The organism is Salirhabdus sp. Marseille-P4669 (assembly GCF_900240405.1).
Lineage (GTDB): Bacteria > Bacillota > Bacilli > Bacillales > Alkalibacillaceae > OEQK01.
The window spans coordinates 610,871-630,968 of sequence record NZ_OEQK01000001.1; the positions used below are offsets into that span (position 1 = coordinate 610,871).

At 40.0% G+C, this 20,098-nt stretch carries 17 protein-coding genes; 15 read left to right on the forward strand and 2 right to left on the reverse strand.

Annotated elements, in window-relative coordinates; genetic code table 11:
- The first annotated feature begins 110 nt into the window (after nucleotides 1–110).
- The 12 genes from C1A05_RS02725 to C1A05_RS17955 all read left to right on the forward strand — a co-directional run bounded on the left by C1A05_RS02725 (nucleotide 111) and on the right by C1A05_RS17955 (nucleotide 13,757).
- Nucleotides 111–1,208 carry an ABC transporter ATP-binding protein gene (locus C1A05_RS02725; protein WP_102026631.1) on the forward strand — a complete coding sequence of 366 codons (1,098 nt, stop codon included), beginning with the start codon at nucleotides 111–113 and terminating at the stop codon, nucleotides 1,206–1,208.
- A 98-nt stretch (nucleotides 1,209–1,306) separates the two neighbouring features.
- Nucleotides 1,307–2,401 (forward strand): M24 family metallopeptidase, encoded by a 1,095-nt coding sequence (locus C1A05_RS02730; RefSeq protein ID WP_102026632.1) that lies wholly within the window; start codon nucleotides 1,307–1,309, stop codon nucleotides 2,399–2,401.
- A 1-nt stretch (nucleotide 2,402) separates the two neighbouring features.
- Nucleotides 2,403–3,563, forward strand: coding sequence for a galactokinase (locus tag C1A05_RS02735; RefSeq protein WP_102026633.1), 1,161 nt, complete (start codon nucleotides 2,403–2,405; stop codon nucleotides 3,561–3,563).
- 18 nt (nucleotides 3,564–3,581) lie between these two features.
- Nucleotides 3,582–5,096 (forward strand): UDP-glucose--hexose-1-phosphate uridylyltransferase, encoded by a 1,515-nt coding sequence (galT, locus tag C1A05_RS02740; protein ID WP_102026634.1) that lies wholly within the window; start codon nucleotides 3,582–3,584, stop codon nucleotides 5,094–5,096.
- Nucleotides 5,097–5,163: 67 nt separating this feature from the next.
- Complete coding sequence (locus tag C1A05_RS02745; protein ID WP_159461978.1) at nucleotides 5,164–6,120, forward strand: substrate-binding domain-containing protein; 957 nt, start codon at nucleotides 5,164–5,166, stop codon at nucleotides 6,118–6,120.
- Nucleotides 6,117–7,568 (forward strand): sensor histidine kinase, encoded by a 1,452-nt coding sequence (locus C1A05_RS02750; RefSeq protein WP_102026636.1) that lies wholly within the window; start codon nucleotides 6,117–6,119, stop codon nucleotides 7,566–7,568. The genes C1A05_RS02745 and C1A05_RS02750 overlap by 4 nt, the downstream gene beginning before the upstream one ends.
- On the forward strand, nucleotides 7,565–8,983 hold the full coding sequence (locus C1A05_RS02755) for a response regulator (RefSeq protein WP_102026637.1): 1,419 nt from the start codon (nucleotides 7,565–7,567) through the stop codon (nucleotides 8,981–8,983). Before C1A05_RS02750 ends, C1A05_RS02755 begins: the two co-directional genes overlap by 4 nt.
- A 107-nt stretch (nucleotides 8,984–9,090) precedes the next feature.
- On the forward strand, nucleotides 9,091–10,359 hold the full coding sequence (locus tag C1A05_RS02760) for an ABC transporter substrate-binding protein (protein ID WP_102026638.1): 1,269 nt from the start codon (nucleotides 9,091–9,093) through the stop codon (nucleotides 10,357–10,359).
- A 193-nt stretch (nucleotides 10,360–10,552) separates the two neighbouring features.
- Nucleotides 10,553–11,479: a carbohydrate ABC transporter permease gene (locus C1A05_RS02765; RefSeq protein ID WP_373419455.1), complete on the forward strand. Its 927-nt coding sequence runs from the start codon at nucleotides 10,553–10,555 to the stop codon at nucleotides 11,477–11,479.
- Nucleotides 11,479–12,306: a carbohydrate ABC transporter permease gene (locus C1A05_RS02770; RefSeq protein WP_102026640.1), complete on the forward strand. Its 828-nt coding sequence runs from the start codon at nucleotides 11,479–11,481 to the stop codon at nucleotides 12,304–12,306. Before C1A05_RS02765 ends, C1A05_RS02770 begins: the two co-directional genes overlap by 1 nt.
- Before the next feature lie 150 nt (nucleotides 12,307–12,456).
- Nucleotides 12,457–13,338, forward strand: coding sequence for a PucR family transcriptional regulator (locus C1A05_RS02775; protein ID WP_102026641.1), 882 nt, complete (start codon nucleotides 12,457–12,459; stop codon nucleotides 13,336–13,338).
- A gap of 248 nt (nucleotides 13,339–13,586) precedes the next feature.
- A complete protein-coding gene (locus tag C1A05_RS17955; RefSeq protein WP_159461979.1) occupies nucleotides 13,587–13,757 on the forward strand; it encodes a hypothetical protein in 171 nt (56 codons plus the stop codon).
- Nucleotides 13,758–13,989: 232 nt separating this feature from the next.
- Here the strand turns inward: C1A05_RS17955 and C1A05_RS02780 are convergent, their stop codons facing one another.
- Together C1A05_RS02780 and recQ are read right to left on the reverse strand one after the other, a co-directional pair.
- Complete coding sequence (locus tag C1A05_RS02780) at nucleotides 13,990–14,628, reverse strand: hypothetical protein (protein WP_102026642.1); 639 nt, start codon at nucleotides 14,626–14,628, stop codon at nucleotides 13,990–13,992.
- A gap of 72 nt (nucleotides 14,629–14,700) precedes the next feature.
- A complete protein-coding gene (recQ, locus tag C1A05_RS02785; RefSeq protein WP_306373243.1) occupies nucleotides 14,701–16,863 on the reverse strand; it encodes a DNA helicase RecQ in 2,163 nt (720 codons plus the stop codon).
- A gap of 282 nt (nucleotides 16,864–17,145) precedes the next feature.
- Here recQ and galE point away from each other — a divergent pair, with 282 nt between their 5' ends.
- The 3 genes from galE (at nucleotide 17,146) to C1A05_RS02805 (ending at nucleotide 20,091) form a co-directional block, all read left to right on the forward strand.
- Nucleotides 17,146–18,135, forward strand: a complete 990-nt coding sequence (gene galE, locus C1A05_RS02790) for a UDP-glucose 4-epimerase GalE (protein ID WP_102026644.1) — start codon at nucleotides 17,146–17,148, stop codon at nucleotides 18,133–18,135.
- Nucleotides 18,136–18,171: 36 nt separating this feature from the next.
- Nucleotides 18,172–19,053 (forward strand): ROK family protein, encoded by an 882-nt coding sequence (locus C1A05_RS02795; RefSeq protein ID WP_102026645.1) that lies wholly within the window; start codon nucleotides 18,172–18,174, stop codon nucleotides 19,051–19,053.
- Between the two features lie 603 nt (nucleotides 19,054–19,656).
- Entirely contained in the window at nucleotides 19,657–20,091 is a 435-nt protein-coding gene (locus tag C1A05_RS02805; RefSeq protein WP_102026647.1) for an RbsD/FucU family protein, read from the forward strand.
- Nucleotides 20,092–20,098 lie beyond the last annotated feature (7 nt).

The following is a 20,098-nucleotide window of genomic DNA, read 5'->3' on the forward strand; positions in this document are numbered from 1 at the left end:
AAGCTGTGCACAAAATCCTTTCCCATTTTTTGTGCACATTGTCCATACCAACCTATCTATGAAAAAGCTACAATGAATGTATAAAACGCTTACATAGGAGGTCGTTTCGTATGGCTGATGTAAAATTAGAAAACGTAAATAAGGTCTATGATGGAGATGTAACGGCAGTTAAAGATTTCAATTTAGATATTAAGGATAAGGAATTTATCGTATTTGTAGGTCCGTCTGGTTGTGGGAAATCTACGACTCTACGAATGATTGCAGGTCTCGAGGAAATTACTGAGGGAGACTTAGTCATTGATGGGAAGCGAGTTAACGATGTTCCACCTAAAGACCGTGATATCGCAATGGTGTTCCAAAACTATGCCCTTTATCCGCACATGAATGTGTATGATAACATGGCATTTGGGCTAAAGCTTCGCAAGTTTGATAAAGCAGAAATCGATCGTCGAGTTCAAGAAGCGGCGAAAATTCTAGGGTTAGAAGACTATTTGAAGCGTAAGCCGAAAGCATTGTCTGGTGGGCAGCGTCAGCGTGTTGCGCTCGGTCGTGCGATTGTTAGGGATGCAAAGGTATTCTTAATGGATGAGCCACTTTCCAACCTGGATGCAAAGCTTCGTGTGCAAATGCGTGCAGAAATTCAAAAGCTTCACCAGCGCTTGCAAACAACGACGATTTACGTAACTCATGACCAAACAGAAGCAATGACGATGGCTACTAGACTAGTAGTTATGAAGGATGGGGTTATTCAACAAATTGGTTCGCCGAAAGAGGTATACGACAATCCAAACAATGTATTTGTTGGTGGATTTATCGGATCTCCAGCAATGAATTTCTTGAATGGTACGCTTGAGGAGCAATCGGTCAAAGTTGGGGAGCTAAGCATTAAAGTACCTGAAGGAAGAATGAAGGCCTTAAAGGAACAAGGTTATGTCGGTAAAGAAGTTATTTTAGGAATTCGTCCAGAAGATATTCATGATGAACCAATCTTTCTTGAATCTTCACCTGATACAAAAGTATCAACAAAAGTAGATGTTGCGGAATTAATGGGGTCTGAAACGTATCTTTACTCAACGATTGGTGGTCAAGAAGTGATTGCGCGTGTAGATTCTCGTTCAGATTATATTGGTGGTCAAAATATTGACCTAGCACTCGACATGAACAAAGCACACTTCTTTGATAAAGAAACGGAAGAACGAATTCGATAAACCTCACGTCTATTTCAAAACCCGCAAAGTCATTATGACCATTGTGGGTTTTTCATCTTTTTTCAAAAAGCATTATACATTTTAGGGGGGAGTGGAGCATGTCACCAATCGAAAAAGTAATAAACTATTTAGTGGAGCACGACTTAGACGGCATCTTGCTTAGAAAACGGAATAACTTTTCATGGCTTACAGGAGGAAGTGCGAATCACATTGTATTATCGGACCCAAATGGCGTATCGGACTTTCTTATTTTTCGGGATAAAACCTATTTAATTACGACCTCGATGGAGGAAAAACGGATTTTGGAGGAAGAGTGCTCCAATGTCAGCTTTGCGTTTGAGCTCATTAGTGCTAATTGGATGGAGGGAACCGATTCCATCATTCGAAATCTCATTTCCAACAAAAGCGTTGTAACAGATTCACAATTTGATGAGCTAAAAAATGTTGATGCAGACTTAATTCGATTACGAGCAGCCTTATCCAAAGAGGAGATTGTGAATTATAAAGAAATTTGCCAAACGACTGCATTCGCAATTGAAAAGACAGGGAAAGAAATTAAACCTGGCATGACTGAGCATGAGATTGCGGCGGCATTACAAACGAATGTGCTTGAAAAAGGTCTGAATGTCCATGTTGCTCTTGTTGCGACCGATGAGCGAATTTTTAAGTATCGACATCCAATCCCTACCTATAAAAAACTGCGCAAATATGCGATGCTTGTAATTTGTGCGGAAAAGGGTGGGCTTGTTGCGAACTGTACTCGTTTTGTCCATTTTGGCGAGCTACCTGACAATCTTGTTCCAATTCGGGAAAAGCTAGCTCGAATCGATATGACGATGAATCTTGCCACAAAGCCAGGCGTCCAAGTTGGTGAGGTCATTCAAGCAGGGATTGACGCGTATGCTGAGCAAGGCTACAAGGACGAATGGCGTTATTTACATATGGGTGGATTAACAGGCTACAACACGAGAGAAATCATTGGAACTCCGGAGTCGAATCATTTGGTCCGAGTAAATGAAGCATACGCCTGGAATCCAGCATTGCCAGGGGTGAAATCGGAGGATACGATGCTAGTTCAGGAGGACCATATCGAATTCCTTACCCACACAGGAGATTGGGAATACATTACAGTAGAAGTAGATGGCAAAAAATACGAGCGGCCAACGATTTTAGTACGAAATGTAGGTGAATGATATGAAACAACTAAAGCAAACCTTTACCGAAATATTTGGAGCAGGAAATACCGAAACCTTTTTTGCACCAGGACGAGTCAACTTAATTGGTGAGCATACAGATTATAACGGTGGACATGTTTTCCCGTGTGCGTTAAACATTGGAACATACAGTGTAGTTCATAAACGGAAAGATTCCAAGGTGCGAATGTACTCGATAAACTTTCCGGATATAGGTGTAGTTGAATTTGATTTAAACCATATCGAATATGAAGAAGCGCATAATTGGGCTAATTATCCAAAGGGCGTTCTTTCCGTGTTGCAGCAAAAGGGGTATGACATCACTCAAGGATTTGATGCAGTTTTTTACGGGAATATCCCGAATGGAGCGGGCTTGTCTTCTTCCGCATCGATTGAATTGGTTACTGCTGTTATGGTGAATGATCTTTTCGGCTTCGATATCGATCCACTAACCCTTGTCCAAGCAGCCCAGCAAGCTGAAAACACGTTTGTTGGGGTCAATTGTGGCATAATGGACCAGTTTTCCATCGGCTTTGGAAAAGAGAACCATGCGATTCTATTAAACTGTAAAACCCTTAAATATACATACAGTCCCATGGAGCTTGGGGCATTATCTTTAGTAATTGCTAATACAAATAAACAAAGAGGCTTAGCAGATTCGAAATACAATGAGCGACGGGGAGAATGTGAGCAAGCATTAAAAGACTTGCAACAAATCCATAAGATTGACCATTTATGTGACCTATCACTAGAAGACTTTGAAAAGTCCAAATACCTTATTGAAAATCCAATCCATCGAAAGCGAGCACAACATGTTATATCGGAAAATGAACGTACGGTAATGGCGAGTGAGCTATTGAAGCTTGGGGATATTCAGGCCTTTGGTCAGTTAATTAATGAGTCTCATCAGTCCTTAAAAGAAAACTATGAGGTGACGGGTGTTGAGCTAGATGCTTTAGTGGAGGCTGCTTGGGAAGAAGGTGCTGTGGGAGCACGGATGACAGGGGCAGGCTTTGGTGGCTGTACCGTTAATCTAATTGAAACAGAAAAAATGGATGCGTTTATGGCGAAGGTAGCAAAACGATACGAACAAACAACAGGCTTATCTCCAGCATTTTATCCAGTTGCCATTGGGGATGGAGCGAAAAAGCTAAGCGAATAATCGAAGGGAGGCGCAATCATGTCTATTCCTATTTACCAAGAAATTGGACGTTTACTCCAATATGGCTTGCAGAAGGGCTTAATAGAAAAATGGGATGTGGATTATGTTCGAAACCAACTACTTGATACATTAGGACTTAAGGATTGGCAGGAGTCTGAAATCCCTGAGGAGCAGCTGGATAATCCCTCTTCTATTTTAGAAAATATGTTAGATTGGGCGGCTGAACAAAATCTGTTTACACCAAATACGGTAACGAACCGAGACTTATTTGATGCGAGAATAATGGGGCATTTCGTTCCTCATCCATCTACCGTAAATAATCACTTTAAAAAATTAGCTCGTGAAAAAGGCATCGAACAAGCAACAGATTACTTTTATCAGTTTAGCCAGGATGTGCATTACATACGAACGAATCGAGTTCAAAAAAACATGCATTGGTTAAGCGCAACACCTTATGGGGATATGGAAATTACCATCAATTTATCAAAGCCAGAAAAGGACCCGCGAGATATTGCTGCTGCCAAAAAGGATAGGACAAACTATCCGGAATGTGTGCTGTGCAAAAACAATGTAGGATATGCTGGAAGAACGAATCATCCAGCACGTCAAAATCATCGCATTATCCCACTGGAGCTGAACGGTGATCAGTGGTATTTGCAATATTCACCGTACGTGTATTACAACCAGCATGCGATTGTTCTATCAGAAGCGCATCGTCCAATGAAAATTAATAAGAAGGCATTTGAAAACTTATTAGCCTTTGTCGAGCAGTTTCCACATTTCTTTATTGGATCGAATGCAGATCTTCCTATTGTAGGTGGCTCTATCTTAAATCATGATCACTATCAAGCTGGCCAGCATGACTTTCCAATGGCCAAAGCAAGCATAAAGGAATACGTTACGCTAACGGAATACCCAGCTGTAAAAGTAGGCATTTTAGACTGGCCAATGTCCGTTATTCGTTTACAGTCGGACTCTAAGGAAGACTTAACCAATTTAGCAGCTCACATTTTGCAAGCCTGGCAGCAGTATGAGGATCCAACGGTCGAGATTTTAAAGGAAACAAATGGGGTGCCACACAATACGATTACGCCAATTGCAAGAAGAAGAAACGATCTATTTGAGCTCGATTTAGTGCTACGAAATAATCGTACAAATGAAGAGCATCCGATGGGGATTTTCCACCCGCATGCGGAGGTGCATCATATTAAGAAAGAAAATATTGGCTTGATTGAGGTAATGGGGCTTGCGGTACTACCTGGACGTTTAAAAGACGAGCTAGAAAAACTAGTAACCTATTTAGCGCTGCCAGATTACAAGGCACGGATCGAGCAGGACCCTGAAACGAGCAAACATGTGCAATGGGCTGTTGAGCTAATGGAAAAATATGATAAAGTAGAAATTACCAAAGCCATTTTACAAAAGGAGCTAGCTGACAAGTTTCGTATCGTGCTTGAGCATGCAGCAGTTTTCAAGAAGGACGCGAAGGGAAAGGATGCATTCTGTCGGTTCTATCAATCTTTAAATGACTAGTAAATTTGGTGATTCTATGAAAAATATTTCAAAGTCAATAGCATACGGAGTGGGCGGTATACTCTTTGTGCTTTCCTTTTTTCTTATGATCTACTTTGGAAAAGAGACATTCCACGTACAAGAACGGGAACAAGTAAAAGCCGTTCAAGAGGATCCCCTTCATATCGTCTTAATTCCGGAAGAGATGAATAATCCGTACTGGCGAATGATTGAGCGTGGGGCTAAAAAGGTTGCAAGTGAACACAATGTGTATTTAGAGTATGAGGGGCCAAAGCAAGCGGATAACGATGAACAGCTCCGTATTTTGGATAAAATGATTGATGCAGAAGTAGATGGAATTTTAGTGCAAGGTGTAGAGGATGAACGATTTGTTCAGCTTGTAACATTAGCGAGAGAAAAAGGGATTCCGGTTGTAACGCTTGATGGGGATGTTCCGATGAGTTCCCGAAATGCTTATGTTGGGATGGACAACTATCGTGCAGGCTATGTAGCTGGTAAATCGTTAATCTATGAGACTACTGGGGAGCAATTTGTTGGCATCATCGCAGGACGCCTGGATTCTGTCCATCAGCGTGAGCGGATACGTGGCTTTAAGGAAGCCATCAAGCAAGAGAAACGGATTCAGCTTTTGACCATTAAGGAGTCAAGCTTAACGACAATTGGAGCGGCACAAGCGACCTATCAGCTGTTCAAGCAGTATCCAGAGGTGACGGCTATTTTTGGGGCAAGCATTCTGGATGGAGATGGTATTTTACAAGGAATGGAGCAAATGAATCGCTCGAAGCGAAAAGCAACCATCATCACAATAGATACGTTGTCACAAGCGAAAGCCTACTTAAAAGAAGGCTATGTGGATGCATCCATTATTCAATACCCAGAGCAAATGGGAGAAAAGGGAATGACATTAATGCTAGGCTTCTTGGAAGGACAATATGCCGATGCCCTACAGCATACACCGATTGAGCTCATAACCAAGGAAGAGGTTCGCATCGAGGAGCAGCAAGGGAAAGGAGAACAGCCATGAAATCCATCCGTAGTAAATTAATGCTGTATTTCTTCTCCTTTGTTGTTTTATTTAATATTGTATCCGTTTCCATCTATTTCAGTAGTAATCGCCTATTAGATGAGTACCATCATAGCTTTGAGCGATTTTTAACCTTAAATACAATATCCCAAACCTCCATGGATTTGTATGACAAGGTAAATGCATTCGTTTTAAAAGGAGATATGGATTCGTTTAAGGAATTTTATGAAGTAAAAACGAATATGGTGGGGCTAAAAAATGGTCTATCTGATACATTAATGGGACTAGACCCAATCCAATTTCGAAAATACAATAACATGATCGAAACCTTCATTCAAGAAACCGAAATGACGGCAGGATTTTTAATACAAAATGATATGGAGCAATATACGTATCATTTAAAGGAAGCAAGAGAAACGTCTTCGTACATACAAGAGACAACCTTAAGCTTAATCGATTTGGAATTAACGGAATATCAGTCGTTTTATCAAGTGCTTCAGGAACGGAACCAAGCATTTAAATGGTTTACGATTAGTTTGTTTGTTACTACCGTCTTACTCGCCATTTTTGTCGCCATTTGGTTTTCACGAGGGATTAATCGACCAATTCGATCGTTATGGAAAGCCGCGGGACAAGTATCGAAAGGAAATTTTATTGGGCCAGACATCGAAATCAAATCTAATGATGAACTGAAGCTACTCGGAAATACCTTTAACGATATGCGACGAAACATTCAAGGCTTAATTGAAGAAATAAAGGAAAAGTCCGAGCTCGACCGATTATACAAGGAGCTGGAGCTGAAGCATTTACAAAATCAAATTAATCCACATTTTTTATTTAATACATTAAATACGATTGCACGTATGTCGTACTTGGAGGATGCTCGGTCTACGACGCGATTAATTGAGTCGGTTTCCTCTATTCTACGCCATAGCTTAGGGGATATTAGTAAGTCTGTTACGTTAAAAAGTGAAGTGGAGATTGTGGAAGATTATTTTATTATACAAAAGACAAGGTTTGTAGACCGAATTCAATTTGTTCGCGACCTGAGGACATCCCATTTAGATATTTCCGTGCCTCGATTAACGCTCCAACCACTAATTGAAAATGCGTTTATTCATGGGATTGAAGAGAAAGAAGAGGGCGGAATGATTGTATTAAAAATCTATGATAAGGGAGCTCAAACCATTGTCGAGGTTTCAGATAATGGGAAAGGGATGTCGGAGGAGCAAATCGATCAATTGCTACACGGGAAAAATCATACCGACGAGGAGCATCAAGGACATTCTACAGGACTTGGATTCACCAATGTCATACGGCGCCTACAGCTCTTTTATCAGCAGGACCATATTGTTGAGATTGAGTCTACTTTAGGGGAAGGGACGACCATTCGTCTGTTCTTACCACAAGAGGATGCAAAGCTGAACAGGGGAGGCGAAATCGCATGAGGGTAGTCATTGCGGAGGATGAAATGTTTGAGCGAAAGGCGATGAAGAAATTTTTAGAGGAAAGCTTTCCACATCTACAAGTCGTTGGGGAAGCGGTAAATGGACGGAAAGCCATTCAACTCGCAGACGAGCTTCTGCCGGACTTTATCATTATGGATATTAAAATGCCTGGTGTAGACGGCTTGAAAGCAATAGAAGCGATTTTGAAAACCCACCCAAATATGAAATTTATTATTGCCTCGGCGTATGATTCCTTTGAATATGCGAAGCAAGCGATGAAAATGGGCGTTAAAGAATATATATTAAAGCCCAGTAAAAAGGATGAAACGATTCAAGCAATTGTTCGTGTGCAAAAGGAAATAACAAGGGAGCAGGAGCAGGCGAAAAAGGATGGGGAAACGAAAGAGCTTGCAAAGCACCACTTTTTGTTGAAGGTGATGCAGCATGAAATTGACGAGGAAGTAAAAGCGTTGAAGAAAGACTTGTATCCAAGCATTAAGTCTGCCTGTTTTTTTAATATAGAGCCAGTTACAGAGGAAATCATTCAGGAGGTTGATTTCTTTTTACATCAACATAGCCCACATACCTACATTACACAAAAGCAAAATGACCAATATGTCGTCTTTTTTTTATCCAGGGAAAAGGAAATAAAGTCTACGATGTTAACATTTGCTAGAAAATTACATCTTGCATTGGAAAAATCCGTTTATATTGGAATCGGAAATCCGTATACGCAGCTTAAAGATTTTCCTACCTCTTTTTATGAGGCTACAAAGGCTGTACGACAGCTTGCCGCATCCAAGCAAGCAAATTATGGTTTCTATACAGAAGAAATGGATTCCGATGTCGATGTAGAGGAGCAATTTTTACAGGAAATCCAGGCTGGGAATGAGAAGGGTGCAGAGCAAGCCTTTCGTAAAGTGAAAAGGAAGGACATCGATTTACAGGAGCTTTTCTTTAAGGTAAAGCAATTATTAGAATCGATGCAAATTGAAACACGCTCTCTTAAACTAGCCGATTACGAAAGTGAAGTGGAATGGATTCGCTTTATTCCGTTTTGCTGTGTGGAAATTCAACAAGTCTATCAATCTCGAAAATATATAGAACGTGCAAAACGATATATTTTAGAGCGATATGACCAGCAAATCACATTAGAGGAAGTAGCCCAGTATGTCGATTTAAGTCCGAATTACTTTTCGTTATTGTTTAAAGAAAAAACATCCAAAACCTTTATTGATTTTCTAACCGAAGCCAGACTAGATCGAGCGAAGCAGCTACTGGAGGAAAATGAATTAAGCCTGAAGGAAATATGCTATCAAATAGGCTACAAGGATCCCAACTATTTTAGCCGGGTGTTCAAAAAGCATTTTCATGTATCTCCTAAGCAATTCCAAAAACAAATCTTAAAAATGTGAAGAAAATAGGAAAAAAGTATAGAAATTTACATCCCCTTAAACGTTCCCTGGTTACTATAATGAAATATGAAAACGCTATCAAACTTTTAGAAAAGGGGGAAAATAGAATGAAGAAAAAGCTATGGATGTTCGCTGTATTATTTTTTGTAGCTATTGTTGCAGCGGCATGTAATTCGGATGATGCTTCTTCCGATTCCGAAGGCGGAGATAAAGTAGAAATCTTCAGCTGGTGGACTGGTGCTGGTGAGGAAGCAGGATTGAATGCACTTATTGAGGTATTTAAAGAAAAGCATCCAGACATTGAAATTGAAAACGCAGCTGTAGCTGGTGGTGCTGGTACAAACGCAAAGGCAGTGTTGGCTAGCCGTATGCAAGGGGACGATCCACCTTCTACATTCCAGGTGCATGGTGGAGCTGAGCTAAATGAAAGCTGGGTTGCTGCTGACAAAATGGAACCAATCAATGATTTTTATGAAGAACAAGGCTGGATGGATAAGTTCCCACAAGACTTAATTGATTTAGTAAGTAAAGATGGAGACATTTATTCTGTTCCAGTTAATATTCACCGTGGTAATGTTATTTTCTATAACAAAAAGGTGTTTGAAGAAAATGGTTTAGAAGCACCTACAACGTATGAAGAATTCTTTGCGGTTGCGGATTCCTTAGAGGCGGCAGGTATCACACCTTTAGCTCTAGGTGATAAAGAGCCATGGACAGCAACGCAAATCTTTGAAAACGCTTTATTAGCTGTGCTAGGTCCAGATGATTATCGTGGATTATGGACAGGGGACGTAGCATTTGATGATCCTCGTGTGAAAGAGGCGGCAGAAATTTTCGGTCAAATGCTAGATTATGTGAACGAAGACCATGCATCACGCAACTGGCAGGATGCAACACAGCTTGTAGCCAATGGGGAAGCTGGAATGACTATTATGGGTGACTGGGCGAAAGGATATTTAGCTCATGACCTAGGCCTTGAAACAAATGTTGATTTTGGTTATATCGAAACGCCGGATACAGATGGAGAATTTATGGTTATTACCGATACATTTGGATTACCTAAAGGTATTGACAATGTAGAGGATACGAAAAAGTTTTTGGCAGTATTAGGTTCGGTTGAAGGGCAAGACGCGTTCAACCCATTAAAAGGATCTATTCCTGCACGTGTGGATGCAGACCCTGAAAAGTATGACCAATATGGTAAAGATACAATGGAAGACTTTAAGAATTCAGCTTTAACTCCAAGTCTTGCACACGGTTCTGCAGCATCTGAAGGTTTCCTAACAAAGGCAAACCAAGCAGTAAATATTTTTGTTACACAAAGAGATGTTGACCAATTAGTTCAAGCACTAATGGATGCATCCTCTGATCTATAAAATGACGTTTGATTGATTTGTACAACTCCCACATATAAACCACCCTATGCCACATGACGTGGTATAGGGTGCACATTTTTAGCGTGCGCCTTTCGTTCGCGACGACTGAAATCTATTAAACTTGGAATGCAAAACGCTCTGGAAAAAGAACGTTTTTTAAATACATGAGATAGCCTCTTTAAGGGGGATGGATATGGAGAAACGAAAAAAGAAAAAACGATCAAAAGACCAATGGACCGCAATCGCCTTTTTAATGCCATCCGTTGTTTTACTATTTATCTTTGTCTACGGCTTTATTGGCTGGACAGGGTATGTATCCTTTAGTAATTGGAATTCACTCGTTCCGGACTTTTCTTTCGCTGGATTGAAAAACTACCTCTATTTATTTGGGGATTTTCGATTCCAAGCGGATTTGCGGAACATGCTATTCTTTACGCTTCTGTTTATTGCACTAATTATTCTATTAGGTTTATCGCTAGCGGTATTGATTGATAAGAAAATCAAAGGGGAATCGATTTTCCGTAACATCTTCTTCTTTCCAATGGCCCTTTCCTTTGTTGTAACCGGGGTTGTTTGGCAGTGGATTTTAAACCCATCCACTGGGATTAACAACTTTTTAAAGACCTTTGGAATAGAGCCGATGTGGTATACCGATACCAATATTCTAGCAGGGTTTCGCTGGGGAGAAATAGAGTTTGGATTGCCAGTCGCAATCATTTCCGTTGTGATTGCTGCCGTTTGGCAATTAACAGGATTTGCACTAGCTATGTATCTCGCAGGTCTGCGTGGTATTCCGGATGAGCTTCGTGAAGCGGCACGTATGGATGGAGCTTCCGAGTTAAGAATATACCGGAAAATCATCTTGCCCCAATTACGTCCGATAACAGCTGCGGTTATTATTATGATGGCTCATATATCCTTGAAAATCTTTGACTTAATTTATGCGATGACAGGGCCAGGTGCAAACTTTGTAACCGACATGCCAGGGGTCTACATGTTTGAAACGACCTTTAGAGGAAACTATTATGCACAAGGTGCGGCAATTGCAATCATCATGCTACTTGTTGTTGCAATCTTTATTGTCCCTTACTTGTGGAACAATAGGAGGGCTGATAAGTAATGACGACAACACCATTTTCAATTGGAAAATTATTTAAGTACACCATTTTAATCGTATTAGCCTTATTTTTCTTAATGCCCATTTATGTCATGCTCATTACGAGCTTAAAGCCCTTTGATGAAGTATCGCTTGCCACGATGTGGGATTTACCGAGCACATTGGATTTTAGTAGCTATGTGGAAGCCTTTGAAAAATTAGGGCCAAACTTTGCAAACAGCTTTTATTTAGCAATCCCTGCTACGATACTGTCTGCGTTACTTGGTGCGATGAATGGGTACGTATTATCGAAATGGCGCTTCAAAGGTTCGGAGACCATTTTTACATTGATTTTATTTGGAATGTTTATTCCGTATCAAAGTATCTTAATCCCAATGATTCAGTTCCTACGTGAGGTAGGGCTTTATAACTCAATTTGGGGATTGATTCTCGTTCACGTCGTATATGGTATCCCCGTTACGACATTAATGTTCCGTAACTTCTATGCGAACATTCCAGATGAAATGATTGAATCGGCACGTATTGATGGCGCGGGATTCATTGGCATCTTCCGCCACATTATCTTGCCATTGTCTATTACAGGATTTGTCGTAGTTGCCATTTGGCAGTTTACGAACATATGGAATGAATTCTTATTTGCGGTGACCATCACCCAATCGGACCAACAGCCAGTAATGGTAGCCTTGCAAAACCTTTCTGGTAGTCAAATCGTACAATGGAACGTGCAAATGGCCGGTGCTCTTATCGCCGCATTACCAACATTGCTCGTTTATATTATTTTAGGTAAATATTTTGTAAGAGGATTACTCGCTGGTTCGGTGAAAGGATAAACAAGTTTTTGCAAAGAAAAATCCAAATCCACATGGTTTGGATTTTCTTTGCTATTGGTGAGATTTAATAGGGTAATTCTATTTGTTTCTTGCTAATTCATTTACACGTTATATAAAATAAAGAAAACGTTAACATAATGGGGTAATCGGATGAATGTTGCGAAATTAAAAGCTATCTATCCATCTTTAATCCTTTTGGAGCAGGATGAAATGGAACGCTTTGATCAATACGAATGGTTTGAAACCGACACGAAAGAAACACTTGGAATTAAGAAAGCAGAGCTGTCGGAAAAAGAATATACACTTTTAAAAACGTTGCTAACAACTGTCGATGTGCTACCGCCCCTTAATGACAGGGAAAAGATGTGGTCACGTATTCTATTTGAAAACAAAGAGGTAAAGGAGAAGCTAGAGGGATTCAGATTTGTATTCTTTTTTACCAATCAAGAGGTAAAAGAGCCTGAACTTTTTAACGAAGCGATAAAAGCAGCATCTCCATCACCCATACTTTGGATGAATCGCCGGGAAGGTATCCTCATTGAAGAAATCCGATCCAAAAGGCAAAACCCTGCGAGATTCCATGAAATTGTGGATTTGATTATGAGTGACCTTTATATGAATGTTTCTTTTTTTATCGGGGAACGTCATCATGACCTGTCCAATGCTCATGCCTTATTTCAGTGGTATCAATCCTTTGTGAAAAACTGTAGGAAAAAATCGAGCAAAAAGATCATGTACGTGAAGGATCTAGTCCCTTCTTATTTGGCAAGTTTAATAGATGCTAGGACGAGCGATTACTTGCCTACGGTTTTACTTAAGGAAGCAGCCGAAGACCGAGAGCTAATCAAAACCGTTCGACTCTTTTTAGAATCCAATTTAAATGCGACGGAAACAGCTAAGAAGATGTACTTACATCGGAATAGCCTACAATATCGAATTGATAAATTTATCGAAATGACTGGTATTGACATTAAAACCTTTCAAGGTGCGGTTACAACCTATTTAGCGCTGCAGATGCTGGAGGAAATGTAAGGGATCATATTCGTTCGAACTGCAACCATAGGACTATTAGGATGGATATGCAATTTCGTTATAATCTATTAAAATTTTCAAAAGAAGTGGGTAATTTTAACTGGTAAATAACCATTTTTGTGGAAATGATAACTAAAATAAGTAAAATATGACTATATTAAAACAATATTTTGTTAGATACTATAGTATAAGATGCGAAGACAGCAGCTTTCGAACACCAGATTAATTGGAGTTGGAAGGAGATTCGAATGAGAAGGCTTTATTATCGAGTAAAATATTACTGGCATTCTACTAAATTTAAACAATTAAAAATGGTTATACCAGATTGTATTTGTGATAAAACAAGGGATGAGCTTCAGCATAAAATGGAGTATCATGAGAAAGCAGCATTACGATACATAATGAAGAGTTCCAAATAAGGTGGGGTCTTGTAGGAGGCGCTGCCTTTTCTATTTTATTGAAAATTTGATGTGATGAGCTATGAGTATTTATTTGAAGCGTTGTGTGAAAACACAAACAAAGCTCCTCACTCGTAAGTCTCGTAGGTTCATGTGGTTAGCATGTAAACCTAACCAATAGAGAGCTACATTACGGTAGGAGCTTGTATCAATGTTTCCAAAAACAAGAAGGTATACCTATTCTAATTAATTTTTACAAAGAGGCGTGGTAGATCGCCGTATTTATTTTAGAAGGCTCCATTTTTTCCATGGTTTGTATGGTCGAAAGGTTTATCGCCTTTGTTGGATGAAGGGCCCATGTATATAAGGTTTGTTTTACTCGCTCTTCAAAATGAACTGATTTTGCAATCGTATTTAAAGCTACGATTTTATCCATTTCAATAGCGTCGAGATCATAAGAACGAGGGATTGCTGGATCGATTAACACCTCTTTTGTTTCTTCCATGCTACATTTTAATTGCTTCGCTAACGCAGCTACCGATTCTCCCATACGAAATAATTCCCAAACGAGATAGTGAATAACGTGTCTATTCGGTTCATCAGCTTGTAAAACGACTTGTAAGACAGCATCTAATTCTTTTCTTCTATTCCTGCGAGAAATCACATTACAGAACACCATTTGATCCGGATTTTGATCGTAGAGGACTTGATAGTAGGAATGGCCACTAACTAATACATATTCGTTATAGGTGGATTCTCTTTTATCTACAATTAGTAGCGGAGAACGTTCCTTGCGATTTTTTAGGTGATAAACTGTACGTTTCCAATTCGTCGTTTCAACTGCATGTAAGGGTTCGATCGATAATAACTGAATATATTTCTTCATAAACATATCGTTCACCCCTTTCTATAAAACGTTATGACTAGTACAATATGTCCTATACCAAGAGAGGGGTGAACCATTCTATTTTAAATATCCATTTTTCAAGAGCACCATTTGAATCATAAAATAACTAATGGTTTCTGGTAATGCTTCTTTAATTGGCTTTAGTCGGTTTTCGTCTGATTGGTCCCGTGCTTCCAGAATCATTTTCTCTTCCTGCTCGTTAAAAATATCCTCATAGCTTATCGAATGGCCTTCTTGTACACTCCGAATGATATGCTTTTGTACAGTAACGGCTGTTACCCCACGCTGCTTCGCTATTTCATCGATGGTCATCCCATTTTGATATAGGTCATACGTGTATATATGGCTAGGCTTTCCATCTAAGTCCTCGATAACCTTCGTGCTTGATGAGCTATTAGTCAGGTGGTTCGTTGGTTGAGATGTAGGTGTGATGTCGTGCTGCTCCACGTACTTTTGAATCGCTTCGATAAAAGCAAGTCCATACCTTTCAAACTTCGCCTTCCCAACTCCTTTTATCTTCAGCATAGTAATTTCATCAGTAGGATAATAGCGGCTCATTTCCTTTAACGACGCGTCAGAGAAGACAATATATGGAGGAACACCTTCACCGTCTGCTATTTCTTTACGAAGCTCTCTTAATGATTCAAATAAAGCGAGGTTATCCTCACTAGGTGCCTCCTTCATAACGGTCATTTTCTTATAAACCTTTTCTTCCCCTTTTAAAATGCCAATTGCTTTTGGAGCAAGCTGAACTACTGGATATTGCCCGTCTGTTAGCTTCAAATAGTCCCCTGAAAGTAAATAATGAATCAAATCGGCAATATCTTTTTCTCGCTGATTGCGCATTAATCCATAAGTGGAAAGACGTTGAAAACCAAGCTCCATGAGTCTTTTGTTGCGTGATCCCTTTAAAACCTGGGCAATAAGCGTGACACCAAATTTCTCATCCATCCTTTTGACACAGGAAAAAATCATTTGGGCTTCTGTTGTAATATCAACACGTTCACGGTTGTCCATACAATTCGTACACTTACCGCAAGCTTCCAGTTGTGCATGATCTCCGAAGTAGGTTAAGAAATATTGATGCAAGCAAGTCTCTGTATGACAGTACTGAACCATTTGTTGTAGCCTTGTGTATTCATTGGTTTTTTGTTCAACTGGAAGCTGACCTTCTTCAATTAAAAACTTATGAACGTGTACGTCTTGAGGGGCAAACAATAAGTAACAATCACTTTCCTCTCCGTCACGACCTGCTCTTCCAGCCTCTTGATAATAGGATTCGATGTTTCGTGGAAGATTATAGTGAATCACATATCGGACGTTAGATTTATCTATCCCCATACCAAAGGCGTTGGTTGCAACCATAATGGAGGTATTATCGACAATGAATTGCTCCTGTGCATGCCGGCGCTCCTCCTCAGAAAGTCCGGCATGGTATTTTGCAACGGAATAGGATTGTTTCTTTAAAAATTCATAGATTTGATCTACTTCTTTCCGAGTAGACGCATAGATAATACCTGATTCCTGGGACCGCTGCTTGAGATAGGTTAGCAGAAAATCACGCTTGTTTTCTCCTTTTACAACGTGAAAGGATAGGTTGTCCCTTGCAAACGTCGTAAAGACCACGTTGTCCGCTTCAATTTCTAACAGTCTTGAAATATCCTCTGCAACCTCTTTTGTTGCTGTTGCTGTCAGTGCCATTACCGTTGTTTCCTGTTGAATTTGCTTAATTCTTGTTATGATTGAGCGGTAACTTGGTCGAAAATCATGACCCCATTGCGAAATGCAGTGTGCCTCATCAAAAGCAATGAGCGAAATGGGCAACTGTTGGATCATGGATAGAAATGAATTAGATTCAAATCGTTCAGGAGCAACAAACAATAATTTGTAAGCGCCGCTTTTAAGATTTTCCATTCGCTCGGTTAATTCAGTATTGGTCAAGGAGCTATTGATATACGTAGCCTCCACACCTGCTGCATGCAAACCATCCACCTGGTCCTTCATGAGAGCGATTAATGGAGAAATAACAATCGTAATCCCGGGTAAAACGAGCGCTGGAATTTGATAACAGAGCGATTTCCCGCCTCCTGTAGGCATGATTCCGAGGGTGTTTTTCGATGCTAATACTTTTTCGATGATCTCTTTTTGTCCTTGGCGAAAAGAGGGAAAGCCAAACGTTTCTTGTAAAACTTGTTGAGCTTGATTTAACAACTTGATCACCTAATTTAATAAGATTTTTCTTTAGTTTATCATGTATTTCAAAGAGTGGACAGACATGAGTGCGTTATAAAAAGGAGCGTTTGTACTTTTAAAATCTGCTAAAATAAGCCTTTTATTTTAGAAAAGAAAAAGTTAGTCTTGTTGCATTACTGAAAAATAAATTTTGCAAAAAAATACATATGGAAACATCTCTATTTTACTATTTTTTTGTAGTATACTTATATAGATGGTTACTTTTGACAGTTATGGAAGGATACATATATTTACATAGGAGGACTAGTTATGGCGATTTTAGTTACGGGTGGAGCAGGATATGTTGGAAGTCATACAGTTGCTGCACTTCTAGAGCAAAACTATGATGTTGTTATTGCTGATAACCTGCAAAAAGGACACGAACAAGCATTGCTACCTGGTGCAACATTTTATAATGGGGATCTACGCGATGAAGCTTTCCTAGCAAAAATTTTTGAAGAACAGTCTATTGATGCTGTGATTCATTTTGCAGCGAATTCTTTAGTTGGAGAAAGTGTAGAGGACCCACTTAGCTATTATGACAATAATGTTTATGGCGCAATGATTTTACTGAAGAGCATGCATAAATATAATGTGAACCATATCGTTTTTTCATCAACGGCAGCAGTTTATGGGGAGCCAAAAAATATTCCAATCGTAGAAACCGACCCAACCGAACCGACAAACCCGTATGGTGAAACAAAGCTTGCAATTGAAAAAATGATGAAGTGGTGTCGAAATGCATATGGCTTGAATTACACGGCACTTCGCTACTTCAATGTTGCAGGCGCACACCTGGAGGGCAAAATTGGCGAGGACCACAATCCAGAAACCCACTTAATCCCGATTATTTTACAAGTTGCACTTGGACAACGAGAGAAAATATTTATTTACGGAGATGACTATGACACTCCAGATGGTACGTGCATTCGCGATTATATCCATGCTACTGATTTAGCTTCAGCCCACATTTTAGCAGTAGAAAAACTATTAGCAGGTGGCGAAAGTGGCGCGTATAACTTAGGGAACGGAAATGGCTTTAGCGTAAAAGAGGTAATTGACACTGCACGCAAGGTAACGGGACATGCAATTCCAGCTGAAATTGGTGAACGTCGAGCAGGAGACCCGGCAAAGCTTGTTGCTTCTAGCGAGAAGGCGAAGCAAGTACTTGGCTGGAAGCCGCAATATGATTCGTTAGACGTGATGATTCGCACTGCTTGGAATTGGTTTCAAAATCACCCGAACGGATATGAAGCATAAAACGTGTTGATCGAGAAATGAGGGGGAGTGTATCGTATGCTTTTTGGAGCAATTGAAGCTGGTGGTACGAAGTTTGTTTGTGCTATTGGAAATGAAGATGGGGAAGTGCACGAAAAGGTTGTGATTGATACGATTTCACCTGAGGTCACAATGCCTAAAGTAATGGAATTTTTCCAAGGCAAAAACATTCAGGCGCTTGGGGTAGGATGCTTTGGGCCAATTGATGTTAACAAGGAAAGTCCTACATATGGATATATTACGAGTACACCAAAGATCAAATGGCAACAATACAACTTTGTTGGGGAGCTTGAGGAAAAGCTTCATGTTCCAATTGCCTTTGATAGTGACGTAAATGTTGCCGCACTTGGGGAAAAGCTATTAGGTGCAGGGCGTGATGTGAATAGCTGTATGTACATTACTGTTGGAACTGGTATTGGAGCGGGATATTATGTAAATGGCAAAACATTGAGCGGCATTTCCCATCCTGAAATGGGTCATACGCTTGTCCTTCCGCATCCAAAGGATCAACAGTTTGAAGGTAATTGTCCGTTTCATGGCCCAAACTGTTTAGAGGGAATGGCGGCAGGCCCGGCCATTGAAAAACGCTGGGGAATGAAGGGCGTGGATTTGCCTCAAGACCACGTGGCATGGGAGCTAGAAGCCTATTATTTAGCCCAAGCATTGATGAATTTTGTGATGGTTGTGAGCCCAGAGAAAATTGTAATGGGTGGAGGGGTAATGAAGCAAAAACAACTCTTCCCTTTTATTTACGACGCACTTGAGGAACTGTTAGCAGGATACTTAGATTTTCCACAATTGAAGAAGGGAAACATGAAAGATTATATCGTCCCACCAGAATTAGGTGATGAAGCGGGTGTGAAAGGTGCACTCATGTCAGCGGTAATGCTTGGTGGATGAGGGGTATAGGTGAGAAGTCCAAACGTTGGGGGTTTGGGCTTTTTTTGTTTGGATTGGTTTGGTGGGAATTAATTTATAATCATGCAGTAGGTGGGTGGGTGGAATTCATTAAGGTTTGCCTTTAATCATGCAGTTGGTGGATGGAATTCATTAGGATTTGCCTTTAATCATGCAGTTGGTGGGTGGAATCATTCAACATCGCACGATAATCATGCAGTAAATGGGTGGAATCATTCAAGATGCTGTAATAATCATTCAAGATGCTGTAATAATCATTCAAGTGAGAGGGATCATTCAACAAGATGATATAATCATTCAGCAAATTAAATCAATTATTCAACATCACATCAACATTATCCAATTAATTATATTAATCATCCAACATCCCGCCACAATCCTTCAACATATCAACTTAATCCTCCAACACGCCCCAAAAATCCTCAAAAATCCACAAAAAATCCCCCAAAAAACCGCAAAAATTCCACAATCTGCACCTCTTTATTCGACATCGTATTTAGAAAATTACCATTTTTATATATTGTCGGAAAACATTTTCTCGTATACAATGCTAAGAGATAGCATCTCAAATAAGGAGGAACTCAAATGTTAAAAGGAATCCCAAGTATTTTATCGCCTGAATTAGTGAAAGCGCTTTTAGAGATGGGGCATGGGGATGAGCTTGTTATTGCAGATGGGAACTTTCCGGCAGCTACATGTGGAAAGCGATTGCTGCGTGCTGATGGGCATGGGGTACCAGAGCTGCTGGATGCGATTTTGCAGTTATTCCCGCTCGATACGACGTATAGCGAATATTCGGTTGCCCTTATGCAAGTAGAGCCAAATGATCCAACAGAGCCTACCATTTGGAAAGAATATGAATCTATTATTCAAAAGCATGATACTAAGTTCAAAGAGTTTGCGTTTGAAAATCGCTTTGATTTTTATGAGCGTGCAAAGGTAGCCTTTGCGGTGTTAGCAACAGGGGAATCGGCACTATATGCCAATATTATTATTAAAAAAGGTGTTGTAACCGAGTGAAACGGAG

What these genes read in the sequence shown, in the direction of transcription:
- C1A05_RS02725 (WP_102026631.1), top strand. Translation starts at nt 111, where the DNA reads ATGGCTGATGTAAAATTAGAAAACGTAAATAAGGTCTATGATGGAGAT.
- C1A05_RS02730 (WP_102026632.1), top strand. Translation starts at nt 1,307, where the DNA reads ATGTCACCAATCGAAAAAGTAATAAACTATTTAGTGGAGCACGACTTA.
- C1A05_RS02735 (WP_102026633.1), top strand. Translation starts at nt 2,403, where the DNA reads ATGAAACAACTAAAGCAAACCTTTACCGAAATATTTGGAGCAGGAAAT.
- galT (WP_102026634.1), top strand. Translation starts at nt 3,582, where the DNA reads ATGTCTATTCCTATTTACCAAGAAATTGGACGTTTACTCCAATATGGC.
- C1A05_RS02750 (WP_102026636.1), top strand. Translation starts at nt 6,117, where the DNA reads ATGAAATCCATCCGTAGTAAATTAATGCTGTATTTCTTCTCCTTTGTT.
- C1A05_RS02755 (WP_102026637.1), top strand. Translation starts at nt 7,565, where the DNA reads ATGAGGGTAGTCATTGCGGAGGATGAAATGTTTGAGCGAAAGGCGATG.
- C1A05_RS02760 (WP_102026638.1), top strand. Translation starts at nt 9,091, where the DNA reads ATGAAGAAAAAGCTATGGATGTTCGCTGTATTATTTTTTGTAGCTATT.
- C1A05_RS02765 (WP_373419455.1), top strand. Translation starts at nt 10,553, where the DNA reads ATGGAGAAACGAAAAAAGAAAAAACGATCAAAAGACCAATGGACCGCA.
- C1A05_RS02770 (WP_102026640.1), top strand. Translation starts at nt 11,479, where the DNA reads ATGACGACAACACCATTTTCAATTGGAAAATTATTTAAGTACACCATT.
- C1A05_RS02775 (WP_102026641.1), top strand. Translation starts at nt 12,457, where the DNA reads ATGAATGTTGCGAAATTAAAAGCTATCTATCCATCTTTAATCCTTTTG.
- C1A05_RS17955 (WP_159461979.1), top strand. Translation starts at nt 13,587, where the DNA reads ATGAGAAGGCTTTATTATCGAGTAAAATATTACTGGCATTCTACTAAA.
- C1A05_RS02780 (WP_102026642.1), bottom strand. Translation starts at nt 14,628, where the DNA reads ATGTTTATGAAGAAATATATTCAGTTATTATCGATCGAACCCTTACAT.
- galE (WP_102026644.1), top strand. Translation starts at nt 17,146, where the DNA reads ATGGCGATTTTAGTTACGGGTGGAGCAGGATATGTTGGAAGTCATACA.
- C1A05_RS02795 (WP_102026645.1), top strand. Translation starts at nt 18,172, where the DNA reads ATGCTTTTTGGAGCAATTGAAGCTGGTGGTACGAAGTTTGTTTGTGCT.
- C1A05_RS02805 (WP_102026647.1), top strand. Translation starts at nt 19,657, where the DNA reads ATGTTAAAAGGAATCCCAAGTATTTTATCGCCTGAATTAGTGAAAGCG.